We start from the raw sequence: 19,934 nt of genomic DNA, 5'->3' as shown, positions 1-19,934 counted from the left end.
CCTCTCCTTAGAGTTCCGCCTTCAGTTCAAGAATCAAATCACGCAATTCGGCCGCACGCTCGAACATGAGGTTGCGTGCCGCTTCCTTCATTTCTTCTTCCATACGTTCTATGACAGCCACGCGATCCTTCTTCGGCATTTTCTTGAAGTCTGCATGTGGCAAGTAATCTGCTTTTTCCTCCGCTACCTTGGTCGCCTCGATCACTTCGCGGACGGACTTTTTCACGGTTTGCGGCGTGATGCCGTGCTTTTCATTGTAAGCCATCTGAATGGAACGACGACGTTCTGTCTCTCGAATCGCAGAGGTCATCGAATCTGTCATTTTGTCCGCGTACATGATAACGCGTCCCTCTGCGTTCCGCGCAGCCCGACCGATCGTCTGAATCAGAGAGCGCTCATTGCGCAGGAAGCCTTCCTTGTCTGCATCCAAAATCGCCACAAGCGATACCTCCGGCAAGTCTAGACCTTCCCGCAAGAGGTTAATCCCGACCAGCACATCAAACTCGCCCAAGCGCAATGAACGTAAAATCTGCATCCGCTCAATCGTTTTAATATCCGAGTGAAGATAGCGGACCTTGATTCCGATTTCTTTCAGATAGTCCGTCAAATCCTCAGACATTTTCTTCGTCAGAGTCGTGACGAGAACTCGCTCATTTTTCGCAATCGTGGCTTGAATTTCGCCAATCAAATCGTCTATCTGTCCCTTGATCGGACGTACCGTAACCGTTGGGTCAATCAAGCCTGTCGGACGAATCACCTGCTGCACCATTTCCGGGCTGTGCTCCAGCTCATAAGGACCAGGCGTAGCTGAAATATAGATCGCTTGTTTCAGCTTTGCTTCAAACTCCTCGAACTTGAGTGGACGGTTATCGCGCGCAGAAGGCAGACGGAATCCGTGATCGACCAGTACATCCTTCCGTGCGCGGTCACCGTTATACATCCCCCGAACCTGCGGCAAGGTCATATGAGACTCATCCATCATGACGATAAAATCTTCTGGAAAGTAATCCAGCAAGGTATACGGAGCATGCCCGGCAGGCAGTCCTGTCAGATGGCGCGAGTAGTTTTCGATACCGGAGCAAAAGCCCATCTCCAGCATCATCTCAATATCGTACCGTGTACGTTGCTCGAGTCGCTGTGCTTCCAAGAGCTTGCCCGCATCACGGAATTCTTTCAATCTTTCTTCCAGCTCGGCCTCGATGCTTTGGACAGCCAGCTTCATTTTCTCTTCGCGCGTCACGTAGTGAGATTTAGGGAAAATAGCAATGTGATCACGCTGTCCCAAAATCTCGCCGGTCAGTACGTCAATCGAAGTAATCCGCTCTATTTCATCTCCAAAAAACTCAACGCGAATCGCCTGCTCACTCTCTGAGGCAGGGAAAATCTCCACGACGTCACCCCGCACACGGAACGTACCGCGCGTGAAGTTGATGTCGTTGCGTGTGTACTGGATATCGACCAGACGATGCAAAATCTCGTCCCGTCCTGTTTCCATGCCAACACGCAAAGACAAGAGCAATTCACGGTACTCTTCAGGTGAACCTAATCCGTAAATGCAGGAGACGGAGGCAACAATGATGACATCTCGACGTTCGAACAAAGCACTGGTAGCCGAGTGACGGAGCTTGTCGATCTCGTCGTTAATGCTCGAGTCTTTTTCAATAAACGTATCCGATTGGGGAATGTATGCTTCGGGTTGATAGTAATCGTAGTAGCTGACGAAGTATTCCACCGCGTTGTTCGGGAAAAACTCCTTAAACTCTGCACAAAGCTGAGCTGCCAGAGTTTTGTTGTGTGCCATCACGAGTGTTGGCCTGTTCACCTGAGCAATTACCTGGGCAGCCGTATAAGTCTTTCCCGTTCCCGTCGCACCCAGCAATGTCTGGTGTCGCTTGCCAGCCTTTAACCCTGCCACCAGCTCGGCAATGGCGGTCGGCTGGTCACCGGACGGTTGAAACTCCGATACCAATTCAAAACGCTCCATTCCCTCGTTCATCTCCTCATAGCATGACTGTTTCTACTTCCATTATAACACAATTCCGGCTAGTTTAAGCCCAAAATTCGAACAAATGTTTGTCTTCATCTTCCCGCCGATTTCTCCGATATAAGATGAAGGAAGAACAAACATACGCAGATAGACTCGCCACCTTCAGGGAGGATTGACATGTCAGATACCGGAACAACCGTCAAAAATAACCCTTATATACAACCGCATATGAGCTATAAAGGCAAAAAGGAATTCTCCACCGAGCTCGACCAAAATGCCTTTATGAAGCTCATGCTGGAGCAGTTAAAGCATCAAGACCCTATGTCCCCAATGGACAACTCTCAGTTCATCCAGCAAACAAGTATGCTGACCATGGTAGAAAAAATCACAAAAATGACCACGCTGATGGAGCAATCGAACAACAGCATGGTCACTTTGGAAAAGTATGAAAAGCTGGTAGGTCGTACAGCCTCGTATTCCCTTACTACAAAAGACGAAATGACGGGAGAAACTTCGACGGAGCAGAAAGAAGGCGTACTTGATGCCGTCTACATGGATCAAGGCAAAATCTACTTCCGTATCGCAGGCGAATCGACACCGATTCCGCTGGCAGACGTCTCCGGACTGGAATCGCAAGGTCTGGCTGGCAATACGCTTGATAACAGCGTGAAGTACATGGAAATGATCGGTCGAGAGATTTCCTATAAAGTAACCAAGGAAGTCGACCGGGATGGCAATCCAGCTACCACACACGACGTTTCCAAAGTTGATGAAATCTTGAATGGCGTCATCACTGGCTTTACCACCAAAAACGGTACCGCACAATTCCAACTGGATAATGGATCAACCGTAAAAGCCGAAGAAATCGTAGGCATGACGGTGAAACCTGAAAACAGAACAATGGGCAACTCTCTTGCCTACGCGCAAATGATCGGCTACAACATCACGTACAACCAGTCTCAAACGAATCCGGACGGCACCACTACTAATACTCCTCTTACCGGAGTGGTTAAAGCTGTCAGCATGAAAAACGGAGTAGTAGAATTCGTCCTCAAGGATGATAAAAAAGTCGCTCTCAATCAAATCACAGGATTCGAAGCAACTGCCTAGAAGCATAGTTAAAAGCCGCAACTCTCCAAAAACGGAGAAGGCGGCTCTTTCTTTTGCAGGATGCTATTCGTTTACAATCACTTTTCCGGTTATCGCATCCACATAAAACGTATCATCTACTTTAAATGCTCCCCCGCAGAAGCAATGCGAGCGAGTTTGACGAAACGAAAGGTCATAGCCGAGCTTCCAGGTAATCGTGTCTTTTTTATAATCTGGCTGGTGGATGTAGGTCAACTCAAGTGGAAAGGTTTGCAGTAACCGGGTCATGGCCACTTGTTCTTTAAGTGCTTGGGAACGGGCCGGGTATTTAACACTGGCCGGTTTGTTTATGCTCACCTGATCCCATGTACCCGTCCATGAATCAATTCGAATCGTATACATCCCCTGTTCCACACTCTGATTGATCCCATATACCGGAATTCCGTTCACAAGGGGATCAGCTATGAGCGAGGTGTACCTTTCATCTCCATCCTCCGTTATTTGGATTTGATTTCTTCCGGACGGAGTCAGTCTTTTCAAAAGCTTATCCGCTTCCATTCGATCCCGCTTCTTATCTGTTTTCACGTTAGACCATTGCGGATTGTTCACCCTCGTGGAAAATTCAAGCAGTTCACCAGTTTTTGCATCTGTTACAAGGAGATGACGTTGCTCACCGTTACTGCTTCCCTCAGGAAAGGCAGTCATTCGAGTTATCTTTTCAGCATCGGGAACCCCCTCGTCAAAATTTCCCCATATGAAATAACGAATGGCTCGACCATCATCGTAACTCGCCTCGTAGATGGACAGTGGCAGCTTTTCTGTTTCGATTCTAAACAGCATGCGTAACAAATCACGCGCTTGCGTCTCTGTTTGCGCTACCCACTTCTCACCTGTTCCAGTCACATGGATAGTCTGAGACGGGGTGGTTGTCGCTTGGGTATTCTTTGTTACCAATCGTTTGCCACTGAAGGCATCCAATGCACTACCTGTATGTTGTTGTGTTATGATTCCATTTTTCAGGACATAAGCGAGCTTTGCTTCTACCTGATCGCTTTGATTACGAATGGGCAATAAATAAACGAGTTCCAATGGCCGGCTTTCTTGCCACTTTCGTACAGCTTGTTCGGAGGAGATGACGCGCTGCGGAGATGGGAGTGAAGAGGGACTTACTTTTTCGTATAATCTGCCATCAAACGTAGAAAACCAAACGATTCTTCCCGCTGCATCAAAACTGACGAGACAATCATAGTCGTCATCGAGCACCACATTATTCAGGACTCGTACCAGTCGAACCGTCAATAGGTCCTTATTTTTATAAACCTCTCTCGTTTGATAGGTGTTACCTGTTCCCTGCAAACCAGCGACAAAAGCCAGCGCACGTGTTTTAGCCTGCTGCTCAGTCGGGTAGGCAGGCTTTGTTGCTGCTTTTGGAGTCAGATTCAGTCTGAGCAACTCCCCTGTCTGTCCGTCAAAAATTGCATCATCCATGGACGATTCAGCCTCAGCAGCAGACTGTGCAAACGTGACTACCACCCCGCTAACACCGGGTCCATCCACATCCCCACCGTAAACGACATAGCGCGAAGACAGCTCCGGTAAAAGCTTGACTAGCTTTTGGACACCTTTCGTCACATGCATCGGCACTGCCACAACCGATTGAGCCTGCGCTACATTCACAGGACTCGTTGCGACTGCTCCTGATAAGGGGCCGGCAAAAACTGTGGCGGCAGCTAATGTACCCGACAAAAACCACGAGACCGTTCTTTTTACTTTGAACACCGAACCCACTCCCCCTTATTTCCTCCTCCATTGAGACGCAACAGCCACCAGTAAGTTACCGAATAGACAAGCCTTTCTCGAAAAAAAGAAGGTATGCACTTTTGTCTGCATACCTTCTCCCCTACTATCCTTATGCTCCCACATTCAGCTTCTCCAGCTTTTGCTTGATCAGCTCGACTACACTGGCGCGTTTCAAATCAACAAATGCACGGGTATTTGCATCCGGAACCACAATGATCCCCAGTTGGTGATGATTGCCCGCATAGACCGCACACTGTACGAACTTCAGCTCGCCTTCACGCGTGAGTACTTCCATTTTGCAAAAGGCAGGATTGGCTTGTAGTGCTGGATATAAATCTTCTTTTTCCCGCACTGAAATGCCATTTACTTTCACGATAATCTCACCGGGCGTGATGCCGATCTCCTCTGCTCTCGTACCCGGAATGACACCCATTACTTTTACACCACGCGAAGACTGAATGAAATAAGGCGAACGCTTTCTTTCTTGATACTGACTCCAGAAAAACAACGCCTCATGACCGAATAGCGCAAAAATCGCAGCCAGCAAGACCAACGGATAAAACCATACAGTCAGAGCGCACAAACCCAACAACCCGATCGCATACAGCGTCAAATTTTTCGCAACCTGCGTTGCTTTTCTATAAGGTGTCATCGTTTGCGTCATATCGGAGAATCCGGTCACCGTCGGCAAAAGCATCAGTCCAAATGAAGCCGCTTCCGGCGAAAAGAACGGCCACCCTGGATACAACGCACCACTGATAGCACCTGGCTCCATCTGTACGAACAGCACGGCTGGTGTCAGCCAAAAAGAATGAAGCAAATAGGCACCGACGATCCGACCACGCTGCCCTTCCACAAACAGCGGAGAAGCGTCCCGCCCGCCATTCCAGCGTACGAGCATCGCTTCAATCAGATGCATGACCGCAACTAACGCAAGCAACGGCAAAGGTTTCGCCTGACGAATCATTTCCCAGACATAGCTCAATCCAGGAACATCCGTAACCGGTGGAATGACCTGTGTGATCGCGTGTAAAATCGCCAAAATCCCTGCAGCATATGCGAAACAGAGAAACCGTAAACGAATCAGCGCCAAGATGAGCGCCAATCCCCATAGTATCCACAAATCCTGTGCTTGCACGACCACGCCGAGACCTGCACTAAGAAGAGAGATAAGCAAGCCTCCCACCAAGCCCATTCCTACAGTCCGTATCGTCGAGAGCAAGGGGGACTGAATGCGTGCAGCAAAAAGCTGTCTTTCCAGATTCATCTGTCTGCGATAATGCAAATAAATAAATACCAGAAAGAGATAGAAGACAGGATTGATAAAAAATGCGGCAAAGCCATATGCAATGGTAAGCATATCTGCCTGTATCGCCAATTGCCTCACCTCAACTAAAAGAAAGAAAAACCACGGCATTTGATTTGCCGTGGTTATCATTTCTACGGATAGAAGGTAATTACCTGCTTCCATTTTCTTGATTATTCATTACTTGCCCGTGACGACATCCAGAGCTTTTTGCAATTGCAGGTCATTCTCTGGCTTCGTCATCGTTTTACGGAGACTTTCTTCCAGCGAAGAGCGTGTCTTCGCGTCTACTTTGCCAGTTACCTCCAGTTTGTTGGAGGATTGGAACTGCTTGATTGCGTCCTCTGTCTTTTCATCAAAATAGCCATCTTCTCGTCCTGGGGACAGATTCAAGCCCTTTAAGATGAGCTGCAGGTTTTTCACGTCAGTGCCAGCCATATCGCGCTGCAATACTTTGTCTGCCGGCAACAGAGTCGCGTTGAAATAGTCTGGTTGCTTGACTGCAAAGTCTGGCGTAATGCCTTTTTTATGGACCCATTCACCCTTCGGCGTGACCCACTTGGCAATCGTCAGCTTCAATTGGCTCTTGTCGTTCATTTCCATTGTACTCTGAACGGTTCCTTTACCAAAGGTCTTCTCACCGACCAGCTTGTAGTTGCCGCTATCCCGCAGAGCACCTGCGAGAATCTCCGAAGCACTGGCGCTTCCGCCATTAATCAGTACCGAGATTGGGTAAGGCTTCGCAGCTTCTGTAGTCGAGAAATACTCTTCTTTTTGCTGTCCGCCATTTCCATACTCGATTTGCACGATCTTGCCTTTATTCGGTACGAGGATTTCTCCGATTTCTTTCACAGCCAGCAAATACCCGCCCGGATTGCCCCGAACGTCAATAACCAGACCACCAATCCCCTTCTGCTCGAGAGCAGCCAGCTGTTCTTTGAAGTGCTTAGCTGTGTCTGTCGAGAATTGGGTAAGGTTGATCACACCTACTTTAACACCGTTCTTCTCGATGATCTGACTGTTCACCGTCTCAATCGGAATATCGTCACGTACACACACGATAGTAAGAGGCTCTGGCACTCCGGCCCTCACTACTTTGAGAACCGCCTTCGTTCCTTTTGGACCACGAATCTTCGTCACTGCCTGATGCAGATCCAATCCTTCAAGGGATTCATCATTTACACTCAAAATTTGGTCGTTTGGCCGTAGCCCTGCACGCTCAGCTGGAGAGTTTTTGAATGGCGAAACAACCGTTACCCGACCATTTTGCATCGTTACCTCTGTCCCGATCCCTTGGAAAGTCGAGTGTAGGGTAGATGTGAACTCCTCAGCAGAACGAGGGTCCATGTAATCACTGTACGGATCTTCGAGCGACCCGACCATTCCGCCAATTGCACCCTCTACTAACTGCTCATTGGTGACATTTTGGATGTAATCTTTCTTGATTGCTGAAAACGCCTCGTACAGCTTCTGGAACTCTTTCGGATAATCTCCGCTCCCAGAAAACAGCGCCATGCTGGATGCTGTTAAAGCCCCACCTTGACTTGAACTAGCGCTAGCCGATGTCTTCATGATTGCCATCGTAACAAAACTGCTGGCTACCATCGAGATGAGTACAAGCGCGATTACGGTACGTCCTTTCCATCTCACTGTTACGTCACCATCCTTTGTGCTACCGGAAAAAGATATGCTGCTAGTGTATGCATGTTCCGTTAACAATATTTGTCTGGTCGCACGAGGGTCTACTTCAAGTACGGCATTGGGTTGACCTCAACATCGTTTTTATAGACGGTAAAATGCAAGTGATTCCCAGTTGAGCGACCGGTAGAGCCTACCTCCGCTATCTTTTGACCCCTCGATACGGACTGGCCAGCAGACACCTTGATTCCGCCCTCGCGAATATGACCGTACAGGGTGGTATATTCCGAGTTATGCTTGATCATTACAGTATTCCCGTAGCCGTTGGAATATCCGGCATAGATCACTATTCCGTCAGCCGCTGCCATGATTGGAGTTCCTTTTCGTGCTGCCATATCTAAACCATTATGCCCAGCAGATCTCCCTGTAAACGGGTCCTTTCGTACACCAAAACCAGAAGTGAAGCGAAACTGACCACTCGCTACTGGTAAAGCAAACTTTCCGCCCTTGTAGGCTGTACTGGAAGAACTCATTGCTCGTACCCGCTCGGCGTATTTAGCTGATTCCATTTTAGTGATCGTCAAAAGCTCCTGTCCATACTGAACAAAATCTTCTTGAAGGGCGGATTCTTTCTTTTCCAATTCAGCCTTGACCACCATACTTTGCTTGTACTGCCTGTCCAATTCGACTTTGAGCTCCTCAGCCTCATCGAACATCCCGGCGTACACAGTCAGCTGATGATCAATTTCTTTCTTTTTGGTCTCAATAGTTTCCTTATCACGAATGTTATCCTCTAAAATACGCGTGTCCTGCTCCAAAATAAGCTGCAAGGCCTGCATACGCGTCAAAAAGTCCCCAAAGTCAGAGGAACCGAGAAGTACATCCAAATAGGAGATCGTACCGCGTTCATACATGGAAGTCACGCGTGTTCTGAGCAAGGCATCCCTTTTCGCCACGCGGTCTTTTGCCTCATCCAGCTGATCCTGCGCGTGTGCTGCTTTTTCCTTGGTATCATCCATTTGCTGCTCAAGCTTGTCCAGCTTTCTCTGTGTATCGTTGCGACGCAAATCGATTTGCATCAATTGCGTTTCCAAGCCCTTTTTCTCTTTTTGCACGACATTGATCTGTTGTTCGGTCTTCTTCAATTGCTGCTGCTGGCTTTTCTTCTTCTTTTGGATTTCTTTTAGCTCTCGATTAATCTTGTCCAAAGAAGCCTTACTAGGCGCTGCCAAGCTCACATTCGTCGGGATCACAGTACCGACTACAAGCCCAGTGATTACGAGTGCTAGCAGGATTCTCTTTCTCATGATACTCCTCCCACGCTCTTCAAATTATTAAACTCGCAAGAAGCGACGTACGGACACCAAACTTCCCCAAATCCCGATGAATGCACCAATCGCCAGCAAAGCCAACGCAACTTGATACACGAGCGGGAATAGCGGCAACAGTTTAAACAGTTGGGAAGCTTCAAAGCTGGAGTGAATGGCATCCAGGAGGTAGTAATATCCAACCGTTAACATAATGGTCGGAATCAATGCTCCTGCCACACCCATCATGAGCCCTTCCACAAAGAATGGCCAACGGATAAACCAGTTCGTGGCACCAACCAGCTTCATGATTTCAATCTCTCTGCGACGTGCCACAATTGTCAGCTTAATCGTGTTGGCAATCAAGAACATCGCTGTAAAGCCAAGTCCAATAATAAAGGCAATCCCGACATTACGGACTGCTCCTGTCAAGGAAAACAGCTTTTCCACAGTGCCTTCCCCGTAGGTCAGGCTTTTGACATACTGAAGATTTTTAATTTGAGCGGCAACAGCAGCAGTGTCTTGCGGTTGCTTCGTTTTCACGACAAACGCATCCGGCAGAGGATTGCTTTCCTCCAATCCTTCAAACAAGTACGCTTTTTCACCAAGACTCTCTTTAAACTGCTTCAGCCCCTCGTCTTTCGGTATAAATGAAACGGACTCCACTTGCGGAAGCTTCTTGATGTTATTCTCAACCTGCGTGATGTTTTCTTTCGTCGCCAGCAAGTCCATAAAGACGCGAATTTCTACTTGTTTTTCTACGGTTTGCGCAAAGTAATTGACGTTCATCGCCAGGATGAGGAAAACGCCCAAAATAAAGAGAGTAATGGTCACGGCGCTAATAGAAGCGAACGACATCCAGCCGTTCCGCCCGAGGTTTTTGACCCCTTCACGGACATGGCGTCCCAGCGTTCTAATCTTCATAACCGTATTCCCCTCTCTGCTCATCACGGGCAATTTGGCCTGCTTCGATCGCAATCACCCGTTTTCTCATGGTGTTGACAATTTCTCTATTGTGGGTAGCCATGACGACTGTCGTGCCACGCTGATTGATTTCTTCAAACAGCTTCATGATTTCCCAAGAGGTCTCAGGGTCCAAGTTCCCCGTCGGCTCGTCCGCGATAATAATTCCCGGACTATTCACCAGTGCACGCGCCAAGGCAACACGTTGCTGCTCACCACCGGACAACTCGCTTGGCAGCATTTTTGCTTTATGCTTGAGCTTTACCAGTCCCAAAACATCCATCACGCGCGGCTTGATTTGTTTCGGGTTGCTCTCGATTACTTCCATCGCAAATGCGACGTTTTCGAAAACAGTCAACGTCGGCAGCAGCTTGAAGTCCTGGAACACGACACCGATACTGCGGCGGACCAATGGAATTTGTCGCTCTTTGATTCTGCTGACATTGAAGCCACCCAAAAAAATTTGTCCTTTCGTCGGCTTCTCTTCACGGTACATCAATTTGATAAACGTAGATTTACCCGCACCACTGGGGCCTACTACGTACACAAATTCACCTTTCTCAATCCGAATGTTGATACCTTTCAAAGCATTCGTTCCATTCGGGTATGTTTTCCACACATCGAACATTTCGATCAAGCCAATCACATCCTACTTCGTCAGATCCTTGTCTATGTATCTTGATCCTGAATTTTAAAGTAAAAATCGACAAAACCCCTCTACCCACTAGCAACCGCTGCCATACCTTGTTGAAAAACAGCGGGAATTCCCATCTTATCCATTATACCATCACGATTCACGGATGGTATCCACTAAATCTCTCATTTCTTGTCGAAACAGCTTCGATTGTTAACAACTGTCACGAATTAGGGAGAAAATAAGATTGCACATTCCCGCCTAGCATCATGGAAAACAGTTGGCTACAATGAGTGTGACAAGACGTCATCATGGAAAAGGAGCTGGTTATAACGTGGAAAATTTTGTTTACCATAACCCGACACAGCTGATTTTTGGACGGGGTCAATTGGCCCAGCTCGAGGAAAAAGCAAGACAGCTAGGTCCCACTGTTCTTTTGGTATATGGTGGTGGCAGTATAAAGCGAACCGGACTCTACGACAAAGTGATTTCCCTCCTCCAGTCTGCGGGCTGTAGCGTGCATGAGTTGGCAGGAGTCGAGCCAAATCCACGTCTGAGTACCGTGAACAAAGGAATTGAGCTATGCCGTCAAGAGGGCGTCAATTGGATACTCGCTGTTGGTGGTGGCAGTGTAATTGACGCGGCCAAAGCAGTCGCGATTGGTGTGCCTTATGAGGGAGATGTATGGGATTTTTATACCCGTAAAGCGGTCGCACAAGAGGCTCTGCCCCTCGGTACCGTCCTGACGCTTGCTGCTACTGGTTCGGAAATGAATCGGGGAAGTGTCGTCACGAACTGGGAGACACAAGAAAAGCATGGAGCTGGAACGACGTTTCCGGCGTTTTCGATTCTGGACCCAGAGCATACGTTTAGCGTACCTCGCGACCAAACGATCTACGGAATCAGCGACATTTTGTCCCATGTATTCGAGCAATATTTCACGCATACAACCGAAATCCCATTACAAACACGTTTTGCCGAGTCAATCATGAAGACCGTCATCGAAAATGCAGAACGCGTCCTTACCAATCCGGAAGACTACGATGCCCGCGCCAACATCCTGTACTGCGGAACAATGGCATTGAACGGCACTCTCCCGGTTGGCGTCACAACAGACTGGGCAACCCACTCCATTGAGCATGCTGTCAGTGCGGTTTACGACATCCCGCACGGCGGCGGTCTGGCGATCATCTTCCCGAAATGGATGCGCTATGTGTACCGTGAAAACGTCGCTCGCTTCGTGCGCTTCGCAACAGAGGTATGGAATGTCGATCCTTCCGGCAAGACAGATGATGAGATCGCCTTGGAAGGGATTGCCGCTACAGAAGCTTTCTTTGCGCGTATCGGTGCCCCTACTCGCTTGGCTGATTACGGTATCACCGACGAGCATTTGCAGCTCATGGCCGAAAAAGCTACTCCGTTTGGCCCGATCGGCCAATTCAAAACGTTGACGAGTGATGATGTGGCACAGATTCTTCGCATGTCTTTGTAAGCACAAACAAACGCCGCCTTCCAGAAATGGGAGTACGGCGTTTGTTACTTTCGTCAGTTTTGATTCAGCCATTTTTTCCGAATTAGATTTCCGCATAACAGCACCAACGGTACACCGATGCTATAGGTAAAATCATAGAATGGCCAGTACTTCGCAATGATGCCGCCATAGACGACAATATTGGGCGAGAAAATTGTAGACATTACCATGAGCAAAATGATGTACGGAAAGATTAGAACCTTGAAGTTGTCGATTCGAAAGACGTGACGAATCCCCAAATGAAAAAACAAGCAATACAGTGTAATTTTGACGCTCACCGCGATAAACCAGATCACCGCGATAATCGCCTCTAGCCGCTGAATGAAATCCCCGAGCTTCAGCTGTTTGATGAGGACGTAGGTCGGATAAAAATGCCGCGCAGTCTGATCTGCCCCCAAAACAAGGATGCACATCACCATGATGATAAACAGCACAATTCCCCCAAGCAATGTCCCCATAAAAAAAGATCTCATCCGTTTTTGGATGGGCGAGACAAACGGAAGAACCGCCATAAAAATGACGAGCTCTGAAAAAGGAAAGGCAATTGCCGCTGTAGATCCCTGCAAAATAGGCTTCCACCCGTTTTCAAATACAGGTTGAATTCTCGACATTTCCGCCTGTGGAAATAGAGTAATCATGAGTAAACCAAAAAAGAAAAAGAACCAGACAAAATAGATTTCTGCCGATTCTGCGACTGTTTGCAGCCCCAATCTCACACCAAACATAATCACAATGACAAACAATAGCTGTATCGCGAATCTTGGAGTCGAGATCAATAGATGCGTGCCAACAAAGTCGCCAATTTCCATCACATGCGCCCCTGCTGAAAACAAGGTATAGCTAATAAACGAGAGTGTAATGATCGTTCCCAACACTCTTCCAAGGGTTTGATCAATGAAGGTGAAAAAGCTTTGATCCCGATAAAGCTTCCCCACAGTTATGAGTAAGACAATATTGAGCAGTCCCACCACAAGCCCGACTAGGACGGATATCCACGCATCCTGTTTAGCGAGTGCAGCCGTCATGCCAGGCAGGACGAGAACGGAGTCCCCAATGGTAACAAGGGTGACGAGCATCAATAGTTGACGGGGACTGATCTTGTAGCTCTCTTGCATGCTTGCTCCCTGCTCTCTTTAAGCCTTCGATCCCTTTGTACAATTATTTCCTCCATGATTCGGCGCTAAACACATAGGCATTTCATGCTATGATAAAGAAATATATGTAAATTCTGAAATGGACTGGAGGACTGCAACCATGTACAGAGTAAAAAAGCAGGACGTGATTTATGCCATGTCTCCTGAGAATCGGCCGGTCTTGAAGGTGGAAGCAGGCAGTATCGTAACGTTTGAAACCTGCGATTGCTTCGAGGACCAAATCCAAACGGCTGACACCGTATTTCAGGAGCTTGATTGGAATCGGATCAACCCTGCTTCCGGCCCCATTTATATAGTAGGAACAGAACCAGGCGATATTTTGGTTGTTCATATTCAGAAAATTACGATTAAAAACCAAGGCGTAATGGTTACTGGACCTGAACTGGGTGTAATGGGATTCGACTTGCAAGAAAATGTGATCAAAATGATTCCGATACAAGATGGAAAAGCTGTGTTGTCAGACAAGCTTCAGGTTCCGATCAATCCCATGATTGGCGTAATTGGAACAGCTCCTGCCAACGAAGCCATTTCATGCGGTACGCCGGGCGATCACGGCGGCAATATGGACTGCAAGCAAATGCGTGAAGGTACGACATTGCTTTTACCCGTAAATGTTCCTGGCGCATTATTTGCCCTGGGTGACCTTCATGCTGCAATGGCTGACGGTGAAGTAGCTGTATGCGGTGTGGAAATTGCAGGAGAAGTAACCGTAAAGCTCGATGTGATAAAAGGCAAGCAGTGGCCGTTACCGATGGCAATCAACCAAGAGCACTTGATCACGATTGCGTCGGAAAAAGAGCTGGACAAGGCTGCGGATCGAGCAGTAATCAACATGGTGCAATTTCTACACGAAGAGCTGGGCGTAGAAAAGACCGAAGCCGCCTTCCTGCTCTCCGCTGCGGGGGATTTGCGTATTTGTCAGGTCGTCGATCCTTTAAAGACTGCCCGCATGGAGTTGCCTCTTGCGTACGCAACCGCAGTAGGCTTTGATTCGAAAATAGTCGGCAGATAAGGATAGAACGCAAAAAAACCCCCAAAGCTTGGGGTTTTTGCTTTTCATACATACACATTTTTATGCAGGTGAACCGACATCGATCAGGGATTCAATCATGACCTTTTGACTGTTTTTGTCCACCCAAGCATGTGTTTCCACCAGTTGCTTGCGGTACCAATCAATTTGGACTTCTACCTGATTACGAGCAGTCCCACCCAACACGTTGCGCGCATTGACAACTGTCTCAACAGCTAGAGCGTCATACACATCGGCCCCAATAGCCTCTGAGAAGCTCTGAAATTCTTCCAAGGTCAAATCGAGAAGATATTTTTGCTGCTCGATGCAGTACAAGACGGTTCTCCCTACGACTTCATGTGCCTGTCGGAACGGCATGTCTTTGCGAACCAAGTAATCTGCCAAGTCTGTCGCATTAGAAAAATCGTTGGTAACGGCTTGACGCATGCGATCTGTTTTGACTTGCATCGTCTTAATCATCGGCGTGAGCAAAGCCAGTGCACCATGAATGGTAGCGACCGTATCGAACATGCCTTCTTTATCTTCCTGCATGTCCTTGTTGTACGCCAGCGGCAAACCTTTCAATACGGTCAACAATCCAAACAGATTGCCGTAAACACGCCCTGTTTTTCCGCGCACCAGCTCTGCTACATCAGGATTTTTCTTTTGCGGCATGATACTGGACCCCGTGCAAAATGCATCGTCCAGCTCCACAAAGGAGAATTCCTGACTGCTCCAGATGACGAGCTCTTCGCACAGACGGGAAAGATGGGTCATGACCAAAGAAGCGTCTGCCAAAAATTCGACGATGAAGTCACGGTCACTCACTGCATCCATGCTGTTTTGATAGATACCGTCAAATTGCAGCAATTCCGCTACAAACGTGCGGTCGATCGGGAATGTCGTACCTGCGAGGGCACCTGCCCCAAGCGGCAGCACATTCACGCGCTTCCACGTCTCGGTCATCCGTTCGATATCGCGTTGCAGCATGGACACATACGCCATCAGGTGATAGCCGAACAATACGGGCTGCGCACGCTGCAAATGTGTATAACCTGGCATGACCGTATCGAGATGCTGGCTCGCTTGCTCAAGCAATGCCTCTTGCAAATACATCGCCAATTGGATAATCTCCATCAGCTTTTCTCTGAGGTACAGATGCATATCCAACGCAACCTGATCATTGCGGCTGCGGCCGGTGTGGAGTTTGCCTCCCACCGGACCGATCTCTTCGATCAGCATCTTTTCAATATTCATATGCACATCTTCGTGCGCAACGAGAAACTCAGCTTGCCCGCGCTCAATTTTCTCTTTTACTTTTTTCAAGCCAGCGATGATCTGTCTTACTTCCTCCATCGGCAGGATGCCGCACTTGCCCAACATGGCAACATGAGCCAGGCTTCCGACGATGTCCTGTCGCCACATTTTCTGGTCGAAAGAAATAGAAGCAGTATACTCTTCTACGAGTTGATTCGTCGGCTTCGTGAAGCGTCCTCCCCAGAGTTTCATTGCTTGATCGCATCCTTTTCATCCAAAATCTTAATGGCAGTGTTTTTATTCTCGTGCAGTACACCCTCGTTTACCTGTGCGTATACCTTTGTAGGCAGACCCCACAGCTTGATAAAACCGAGTGCTGCTTTGTGGTCGAATTGGTCACCTGCATTGTAAGTCGCCAGCTCATGGCTGTAGAGAGACGATGCAGAGGTGCGGCCTACAACGATCGCATGTCCTTTGTGCAGCTTCACGCGTACAACACCCGTTACGTGTTTTTGCGTTTCTTCAATGAATGCCTGGACAGCATTGCGAATTGGCGAATACCAGAGACCCTCGTAAATCACTTGCGCCAGTTTTTGCTCAACGATCGGTTTAAACTGAGCGACCTCACGAGGTTGCGTCAAGAATTCCAGCTCACGGTGAGCCAAAATCAAAGTAGTCGCAGCCGGTGTCTCGTAAACTTCGCGAGATTTGATGCCCACCAAACGGTTTTCCACATGGTCGATACGACCTACGCCATGGTTACCAGCGATTTTGTTCAGCTTAAGGATCAGCTCAGCCAGTGGAAGCTCTTCGCCGTTCAATGCAGTTGGCTTCCCTTGCACGAAAGTGATTTCGATTTCTTCTGCCTCGTCTGGAGCATCCATGATCGACTTCGTCAGATCGTATGCACCTTCTGGAGGAGCAGCCCATGGATCTTCCAGAACACCGCACTCGCAGCTTCTGCCCCACAGGTTTTGGTCAATGCTGTATGGATTGTCCAGATCGATTGGGATCGGGATATTGTTCTTTTTCGCATATTCAATCTCTTCGTCACGCGTCCAGCCCCATTCACGAACCGGCGCCACGATTTTGATATCCGGGTTCAGCGCTGTGAAGGAAACATCGAAACGCACCTGGTCGTTTCCTTTTCCTGTGCAACCGTGTGCGACAGCTACCGCGCCTTCTTTTTCCGCGATTTCAACCAGCACGCGCGAAATCAGGTAACGCGACAGTGCAGACACCAGCGGATACTTCCCTTCGTACATCGCGTTTGCCTTCAGAGCTGGCAATACGAATTCCTCTGCGAATGCTTCCTTTGCATCCACTACGATTGATTTCAATGCCCCTACCTGCAATGCTTTTTTCTGTACGAAATCGAGGTCTTTCCCTTCCCCTACATCCAATGCCACTGCAATGACATCGTAGTTATACGTATCTTGCAGCCATTTAATTGCTACCGATGTATCTAAACCGCCTGAGTAGGCCAACACAATTTTATCTTTTGCCATCATTCTCTCTCCCCGTTTCGAAGTTTCTCTTATGCGAGTAATTATACAAATGAACTAATAAAAATACAACTATTTTTCTTGTATATTTCTTGTGAATTCACAGACAAAAACAGGAATGCAAAGAAATTATGCATTTCTCGCATAAAGAGTATCTTGTTTTTATGCATACTCATCATCTGTTTATGCATAAACGTTGCGCGTTTGAAAGGGAAACTTATCCAAGATAGAGAATGAATGAAAGGAGGAATTACATAGGAGAAGTCTGTTGGAGGGATTTATGAAAACAATTTATTTGGTACGTCATTGTCAGGCTGCTGGCCAAGAACCCGAAGCCCTGCTCACGGAAAAGGGAGAAGTACAAGCTCGGGAGCTTGCCTCCTTCTTCGCAAGTTCCCACATTGATCGAATCATTTCGAGTCCGTATCATCGGGCAATTGCCAGCATCCAGCCACTTGCACAGGAACGCGGAATCGTAGTTGAAGAAGACACGCGTTTGGTCGAGCGCGTCCTTAGCGAAATACCACGTGAGGATTGGTTCGAGCGACTGCGCGATACGTTCGATGACTTGACTCTTGCATTCGAAGGGGGCGAATCCAGTCTTACTGCTATAAATCGGGCAAATTCGTTGCTCACTGAGATTTTGGCAGATACGCATAAAGAAATTGTGCTTGTTAGCCATGGATGCCTGCTGGCCTTGCTCATGAAATCAATTGATGACCGCTTTGGCTTTCACGATTGGGAGAAATTAAGCAATCCAGATGTATTCAAGCTTACCTGCCATTTAGAAACCAGAGAGCTCGTCCGCATATGGTCGTAAACGAATAAAAACAGTTACAAGGGGCAGTTCATCTCATTGCCTCCTGTAACTGTTTTTGTGGGATGGACTCTATTCCGATAATGCTCTGCAACTCTTCGTACGGCAGTCGCTGAACGATTCTGATAAAATGCTCCGCCAATATCGGATCAAATTGGGTACCGGAGCCCCGTCTGATTTCTTGAAGCGCTTCCTCCACAGGCAAACCTTTTCGATATGGCCTGTCCGCGACCATCGCATCGAAAGCATCTGAAATGGCTAAAATTCTCGCCATCAGCGGAATCTCATCCCCGGCTAAACCATCCGGATATCCCCTTCCGTCTATTCGCTCATGATGGGAGCGGATCGCAGGAAGCAATTCATTGAACATCCCTGCTTGCAAAATAATTTCGTAGCCAATGACCGTGTGCTGCTTGATCTTGTCGTACTCTTCCGGGGTCAGCTTTCCTTTTTTATTGAGAATTTCGTCTTCGATGCCGATTTTTCCAATGTCGTGCAGGATTCCCCCGATATAAACATCCTCCACTTTTCGTTCGGCCAAACCAATATCTCTCGCAATTTCTCTTCCCCAGTAAGCTACACGCTGAGAATGTCCACTTGTGTATCGATCTCGTGCGTCAATGGAAGCAGCCATCGTCGTTAAGAAGTTGTGATTGAATGATTTGACCTCTTCTACTTTTTGCTGAAGCCTTTGAAGATTGTCATAGTAATGATGAAAGACGTAGCTGATCGTAATAAACGCAATCATCATAGGAATTAGCGTTAACGGACCATATAACTCTACTAATCGTGAACCTACTCCGGCTAGAATTAAAAGCAACAAGTAAGTCGAGGTAAAGCCTTTTGCCATCATCTTTACGGTTCGCGCCCATGTCATTTGATGAAAATAGGAGATACCCAATCCACATAAAGTCAGGTTCACAAACCAATACACAACAGCCAAAAACAAATCGCTAATAATGGGAGAAACAGTTCCGAAGCCCTCGATCCAATCCTTCAAAAACGCTACTGTCCATATTGTCATTAACAATTGCCCAATGTTAATAATAGCTTTTAGCGGATTAAACCTTACCAGGAAAGCAATGATTAAAGATTCAATAACAGCAGCCCATACTCCGACCCAGACTCCGTACAACAAGATACCCGAAAAGATTACAGCATTGTTCACTGTTAAAATCGTATTAGATATACGCACGGGAGCAAAACAGGAAAAAATGGTCAGGAGGGTGTAGGTAGATAATACCCCCCAATGCTCACGAGCAGCCCATTCAGATGAAGATGTGTAAAAAATATAGATTGCTGCAATGACAAATCCAACCTGTACAACAATCCCTTTTATCCAAACCGCATAATCAGTTTTTTGTCGCATAACTTTTACCTTCGCGAAGTTGTAGTAATGAAATCGGTTTATTCATCAATCGCTGAACAAGTAAAAAGGCACCTAACATAATAAAAATATCGCCGATGCTAATAATCCGAGGAATGAAAGATGGCATGTAAATGACATCCGTCAAAAACGGAAAATTTGAACTTTCCGTCAATACACTATGCTTGAAATTCGTCCCGTTTATAACTGGCTCTAAATCATAAGGAAGCTTTGCTGCTTGAACTAAATCGATTGGCATTTTTCCATTGTTAGACCAAATTGCAATCGCATTCAGAAACCAGCCGATTAAAAAAATCCGCATATCTTCAAATTCTCGATTAAAAACGAGGAAGGCCAAAATAAACACATACGCGATCGATATGAAAATGCCACCGATCGTAGGGAAGAAGACTGCACAAGCCTGCAGCAATATAGTAACGATAAGAAGTTTCATTTGGTTGAATTTAGGTAATTCTTTGATTCTTCCCCCTCGCAGCAATGCTACGAGAAAAGATAGGGCAATTACATCCAATAGCATGTTGTTTCCTCCAAGCTTGAAGAAAAAACACCA

16 protein-coding genes are annotated in these 19,934 nt (G+C 47.4%); 4 read left to right on the top strand and 12 right to left on the bottom strand.

Translation table 11 applies throughout. The annotated features are described in order from the left end of the window. Positions 1-7: 7 nt before the first annotated feature. Positions 8-1,984 (bottom strand): excinuclease ABC subunit UvrB, encoded by a 1,977-nt coding sequence (uvrB, locus tag EL268_RS02330; RefSeq protein WP_106656796.1) that lies wholly within the window; start codon positions 1,982-1,984, stop codon positions 8-10. Positions 1,985-2,164: 180 nt separating this feature from the next. Here uvrB and EL268_RS02325 point away from each other — a divergent pair, with 180 nt between their 5' ends. Then, positions 2,165-3,097 (top strand): flagellar hook assembly protein FlgD, encoded by a 933-nt coding sequence (locus tag EL268_RS02325; protein WP_106656797.1) that lies wholly within the window; start codon positions 2,165-2,167, stop codon positions 3,095-3,097. Positions 3,098-3,160: 63 nt separating this feature from the next. On the opposite strand, the gene EL268_RS02320 is transcribed toward EL268_RS02325, so the two are convergent. From EL268_RS02320 to ftsE, 6 genes are all read right to left on the bottom strand, one after another. Continuing rightward, complete coding sequence (locus EL268_RS02320) at positions 3,161-4,855, bottom strand: hypothetical protein (protein ID WP_232030226.1); 1,695 nt, start codon at positions 4,853-4,855, stop codon at positions 3,161-3,163. Positions 4,856-4,985: 130 nt separating this feature from the next. Continuing rightward, the gene (locus EL268_RS02315; RefSeq protein ID WP_106656799.1) at positions 4,986-6,347 is read right to left on the bottom strand and encodes a PDZ domain-containing protein; all 1,362 of its coding nucleotides are present in this window, start codon (positions 6,345-6,347) and stop codon (positions 4,986-4,988) included. Between the two features lie 15 nt (positions 6,348-6,362). After that, complete coding sequence (locus EL268_RS02310; RefSeq protein ID WP_106656800.1) at positions 6,363-7,832, bottom strand: S41 family peptidase; 1,470 nt, start codon at positions 7,830-7,832, stop codon at positions 6,363-6,365. Between the two features lie 92 nt (positions 7,833-7,924). After that, positions 7,925-9,127 carry a murein hydrolase activator EnvC family protein gene (locus EL268_RS02305; protein WP_106656801.1) on the bottom strand — a complete coding sequence of 401 codons (1,203 nt, stop codon included), beginning with the start codon at positions 9,125-9,127 and terminating at the stop codon, positions 7,925-7,927. A 27-nt stretch (positions 9,128-9,154) separates the two neighbouring features. Next, the gene (gene ftsX, locus EL268_RS02300; protein WP_048034987.1) at positions 9,155-10,051 is read right to left on the bottom strand and encodes a permease-like cell division protein FtsX; all 897 of its coding nucleotides are present in this window, start codon (positions 10,049-10,051) and stop codon (positions 9,155-9,157) included. After that, entirely contained in the window at positions 10,041-10,727 is a 687-nt protein-coding gene (gene ftsE / locus EL268_RS02295; RefSeq protein WP_069850788.1) for a cell division ATP-binding protein FtsE, read from the bottom strand. Before ftsE ends, ftsX begins: the two co-directional genes overlap by 11 nt. Before the next feature lie 331 nt (positions 10,728-11,058). On the opposite strand from ftsE, the gene EL268_RS02290 reads away from it, so the two are divergent. Further along, a complete protein-coding gene (locus tag EL268_RS02290; RefSeq protein ID WP_106656802.1) occupies positions 11,059-12,216 on the top strand; it encodes an iron-containing alcohol dehydrogenase in 1,158 nt (385 codons plus the stop codon). A gap of 53 nt (positions 12,217-12,269) precedes the next feature. On the opposite strand, the gene EL268_RS02285 is transcribed toward EL268_RS02290, so the two are convergent. Continuing rightward, positions 12,270-13,370 (bottom strand): GerAB/ArcD/ProY family transporter, encoded by a 1,101-nt coding sequence (locus EL268_RS02285; RefSeq protein WP_106656803.1) that lies wholly within the window; start codon positions 13,368-13,370, stop codon positions 12,270-12,272. A 139-nt stretch (positions 13,371-13,509) separates the two neighbouring features. On the opposite strand from EL268_RS02285, the gene EL268_RS02280 reads away from it, so the two are divergent. Beyond that, positions 13,510-14,421 carry an acetamidase/formamidase family protein gene (locus tag EL268_RS02280; protein WP_106656804.1) on the top strand — a complete coding sequence of 304 codons (912 nt, stop codon included), beginning with the start codon at positions 13,510-13,512 and terminating at the stop codon, positions 14,419-14,421. Positions 14,422-14,481: 60 nt separating this feature from the next. Here the strand turns inward: EL268_RS02280 and argH are convergent, their stop codons facing one another. Next, positions 14,482-15,927, bottom strand: coding sequence for an argininosuccinate lyase (argH, locus tag EL268_RS02275; RefSeq protein ID WP_106656805.1), 1,446 nt, complete (start codon positions 15,925-15,927; stop codon positions 14,482-14,484). Continuing rightward, positions 15,924-17,183, bottom strand: a complete 1,260-nt coding sequence (locus EL268_RS02270; protein WP_106656806.1) for an argininosuccinate synthase — start codon at positions 17,181-17,183, stop codon at positions 15,924-15,926. The genes argH and EL268_RS02270 overlap by 4 nt, the downstream gene beginning before the upstream one ends. Positions 17,184-17,460: 277 nt before the next feature. On the opposite strand from EL268_RS02270, the gene EL268_RS02265 reads away from it, so the two are divergent. Beyond that, positions 17,461-18,000 (top strand): histidine phosphatase family protein, encoded by a 540-nt coding sequence (locus tag EL268_RS02265; RefSeq protein ID WP_106656807.1) that lies wholly within the window; start codon positions 17,461-17,463, stop codon positions 17,998-18,000. A gap of 28 nt (positions 18,001-18,028) precedes the next feature. On the opposite strand, the gene EL268_RS02260 is transcribed toward EL268_RS02265, so the two are convergent. Next, the gene (locus EL268_RS02260) at positions 18,029-19,366 is read right to left on the bottom strand and encodes an HD-GYP domain-containing protein (protein ID WP_106656808.1); all 1,338 of its coding nucleotides are present in this window, start codon (positions 19,364-19,366) and stop codon (positions 18,029-18,031) included. Further along, entirely contained in the window at positions 19,350-19,901 is a 552-nt protein-coding gene (locus EL268_RS02255) for a DUF5317 domain-containing protein (protein ID WP_106656809.1), read from the bottom strand. Before EL268_RS02255 ends, EL268_RS02260 begins: the two co-directional genes overlap by 17 nt. Positions 19,902-19,934 lie beyond the last annotated feature (33 nt).

Origin of the sequence: Brevibacillus brevis (assembly GCF_900637055.1) — a bacterium.
Taxonomy (GTDB): domain Bacteria; phylum Bacillota; class Bacilli; order Brevibacillales; family Brevibacillaceae; genus Brevibacillus; species Brevibacillus brevis.
Note: the sequence above shows the minus strand (reverse complement) of the source record. Positions and strands in the feature narration are given on the sequence as shown.

Bases quoted from the DNA above. Each gene is read 5' to 3' on its own strand.
- uvrB (WP_106656796.1), bottom strand. From the start codon at position 1,984: ATGGAGCGTTTTGAATTGGTATCGGAGTTTCAACCGTCCGGTGACCAG.
- EL268_RS02325 (WP_106656797.1), top strand. From the start codon at position 2,165: ATGTCAGATACCGGAACAACCGTCAAAAATAACCCTTATATACAACCG.
- EL268_RS02315 (WP_106656799.1), bottom strand. From the start codon at position 6,347: ATGGAAGCAGGTAATTACCTTCTATCCGTAGAAATGATAACCACGGCA.
- EL268_RS02305 (WP_106656801.1), bottom strand. From the start codon at position 9,127: ATGAGAAAGAGAATCCTGCTAGCACTCGTAATCACTGGGCTTGTAGTC.
- ftsX (WP_048034987.1), bottom strand. From the start codon at position 10,051: ATGAAGATTAGAACGCTGGGACGCCATGTCCGTGAAGGGGTCAAAAAC.
- EL268_RS02285 (WP_106656803.1), bottom strand. From the start codon at position 13,370: ATGCAAGAGAGCTACAAGATCAGTCCCCGTCAACTATTGATGCTCGTC.
- EL268_RS02280 (WP_106656804.1), top strand. From the start codon at position 13,510: ATGTACAGAGTAAAAAAGCAGGACGTGATTTATGCCATGTCTCCTGAG.
- argH (WP_106656805.1), bottom strand. From the start codon at position 15,927: ATGAAACTCTGGGGAGGACGCTTCACGAAGCCGACGAATCAACTCGTA.
- EL268_RS02270 (WP_106656806.1), bottom strand. From the start codon at position 17,183: ATGGCAAAAGATAAAATTGTGTTGGCCTACTCAGGCGGTTTAGATACA.
- EL268_RS02265 (WP_106656807.1), top strand. From the start codon at position 17,461: ATGAAAACAATTTATTTGGTACGTCATTGTCAGGCTGCTGGCCAAGAA.
- EL268_RS02260 (WP_106656808.1), bottom strand. From the start codon at position 19,366: ATGCGACAAAAAACTGATTATGCGGTTTGGATAAAAGGGATTGTTGTA.
- EL268_RS02255 (WP_106656809.1), bottom strand. From the start codon at position 19,901: ATGCTATTGGATGTAATTGCCCTATCTTTTCTCGTAGCATTGCTGCGA.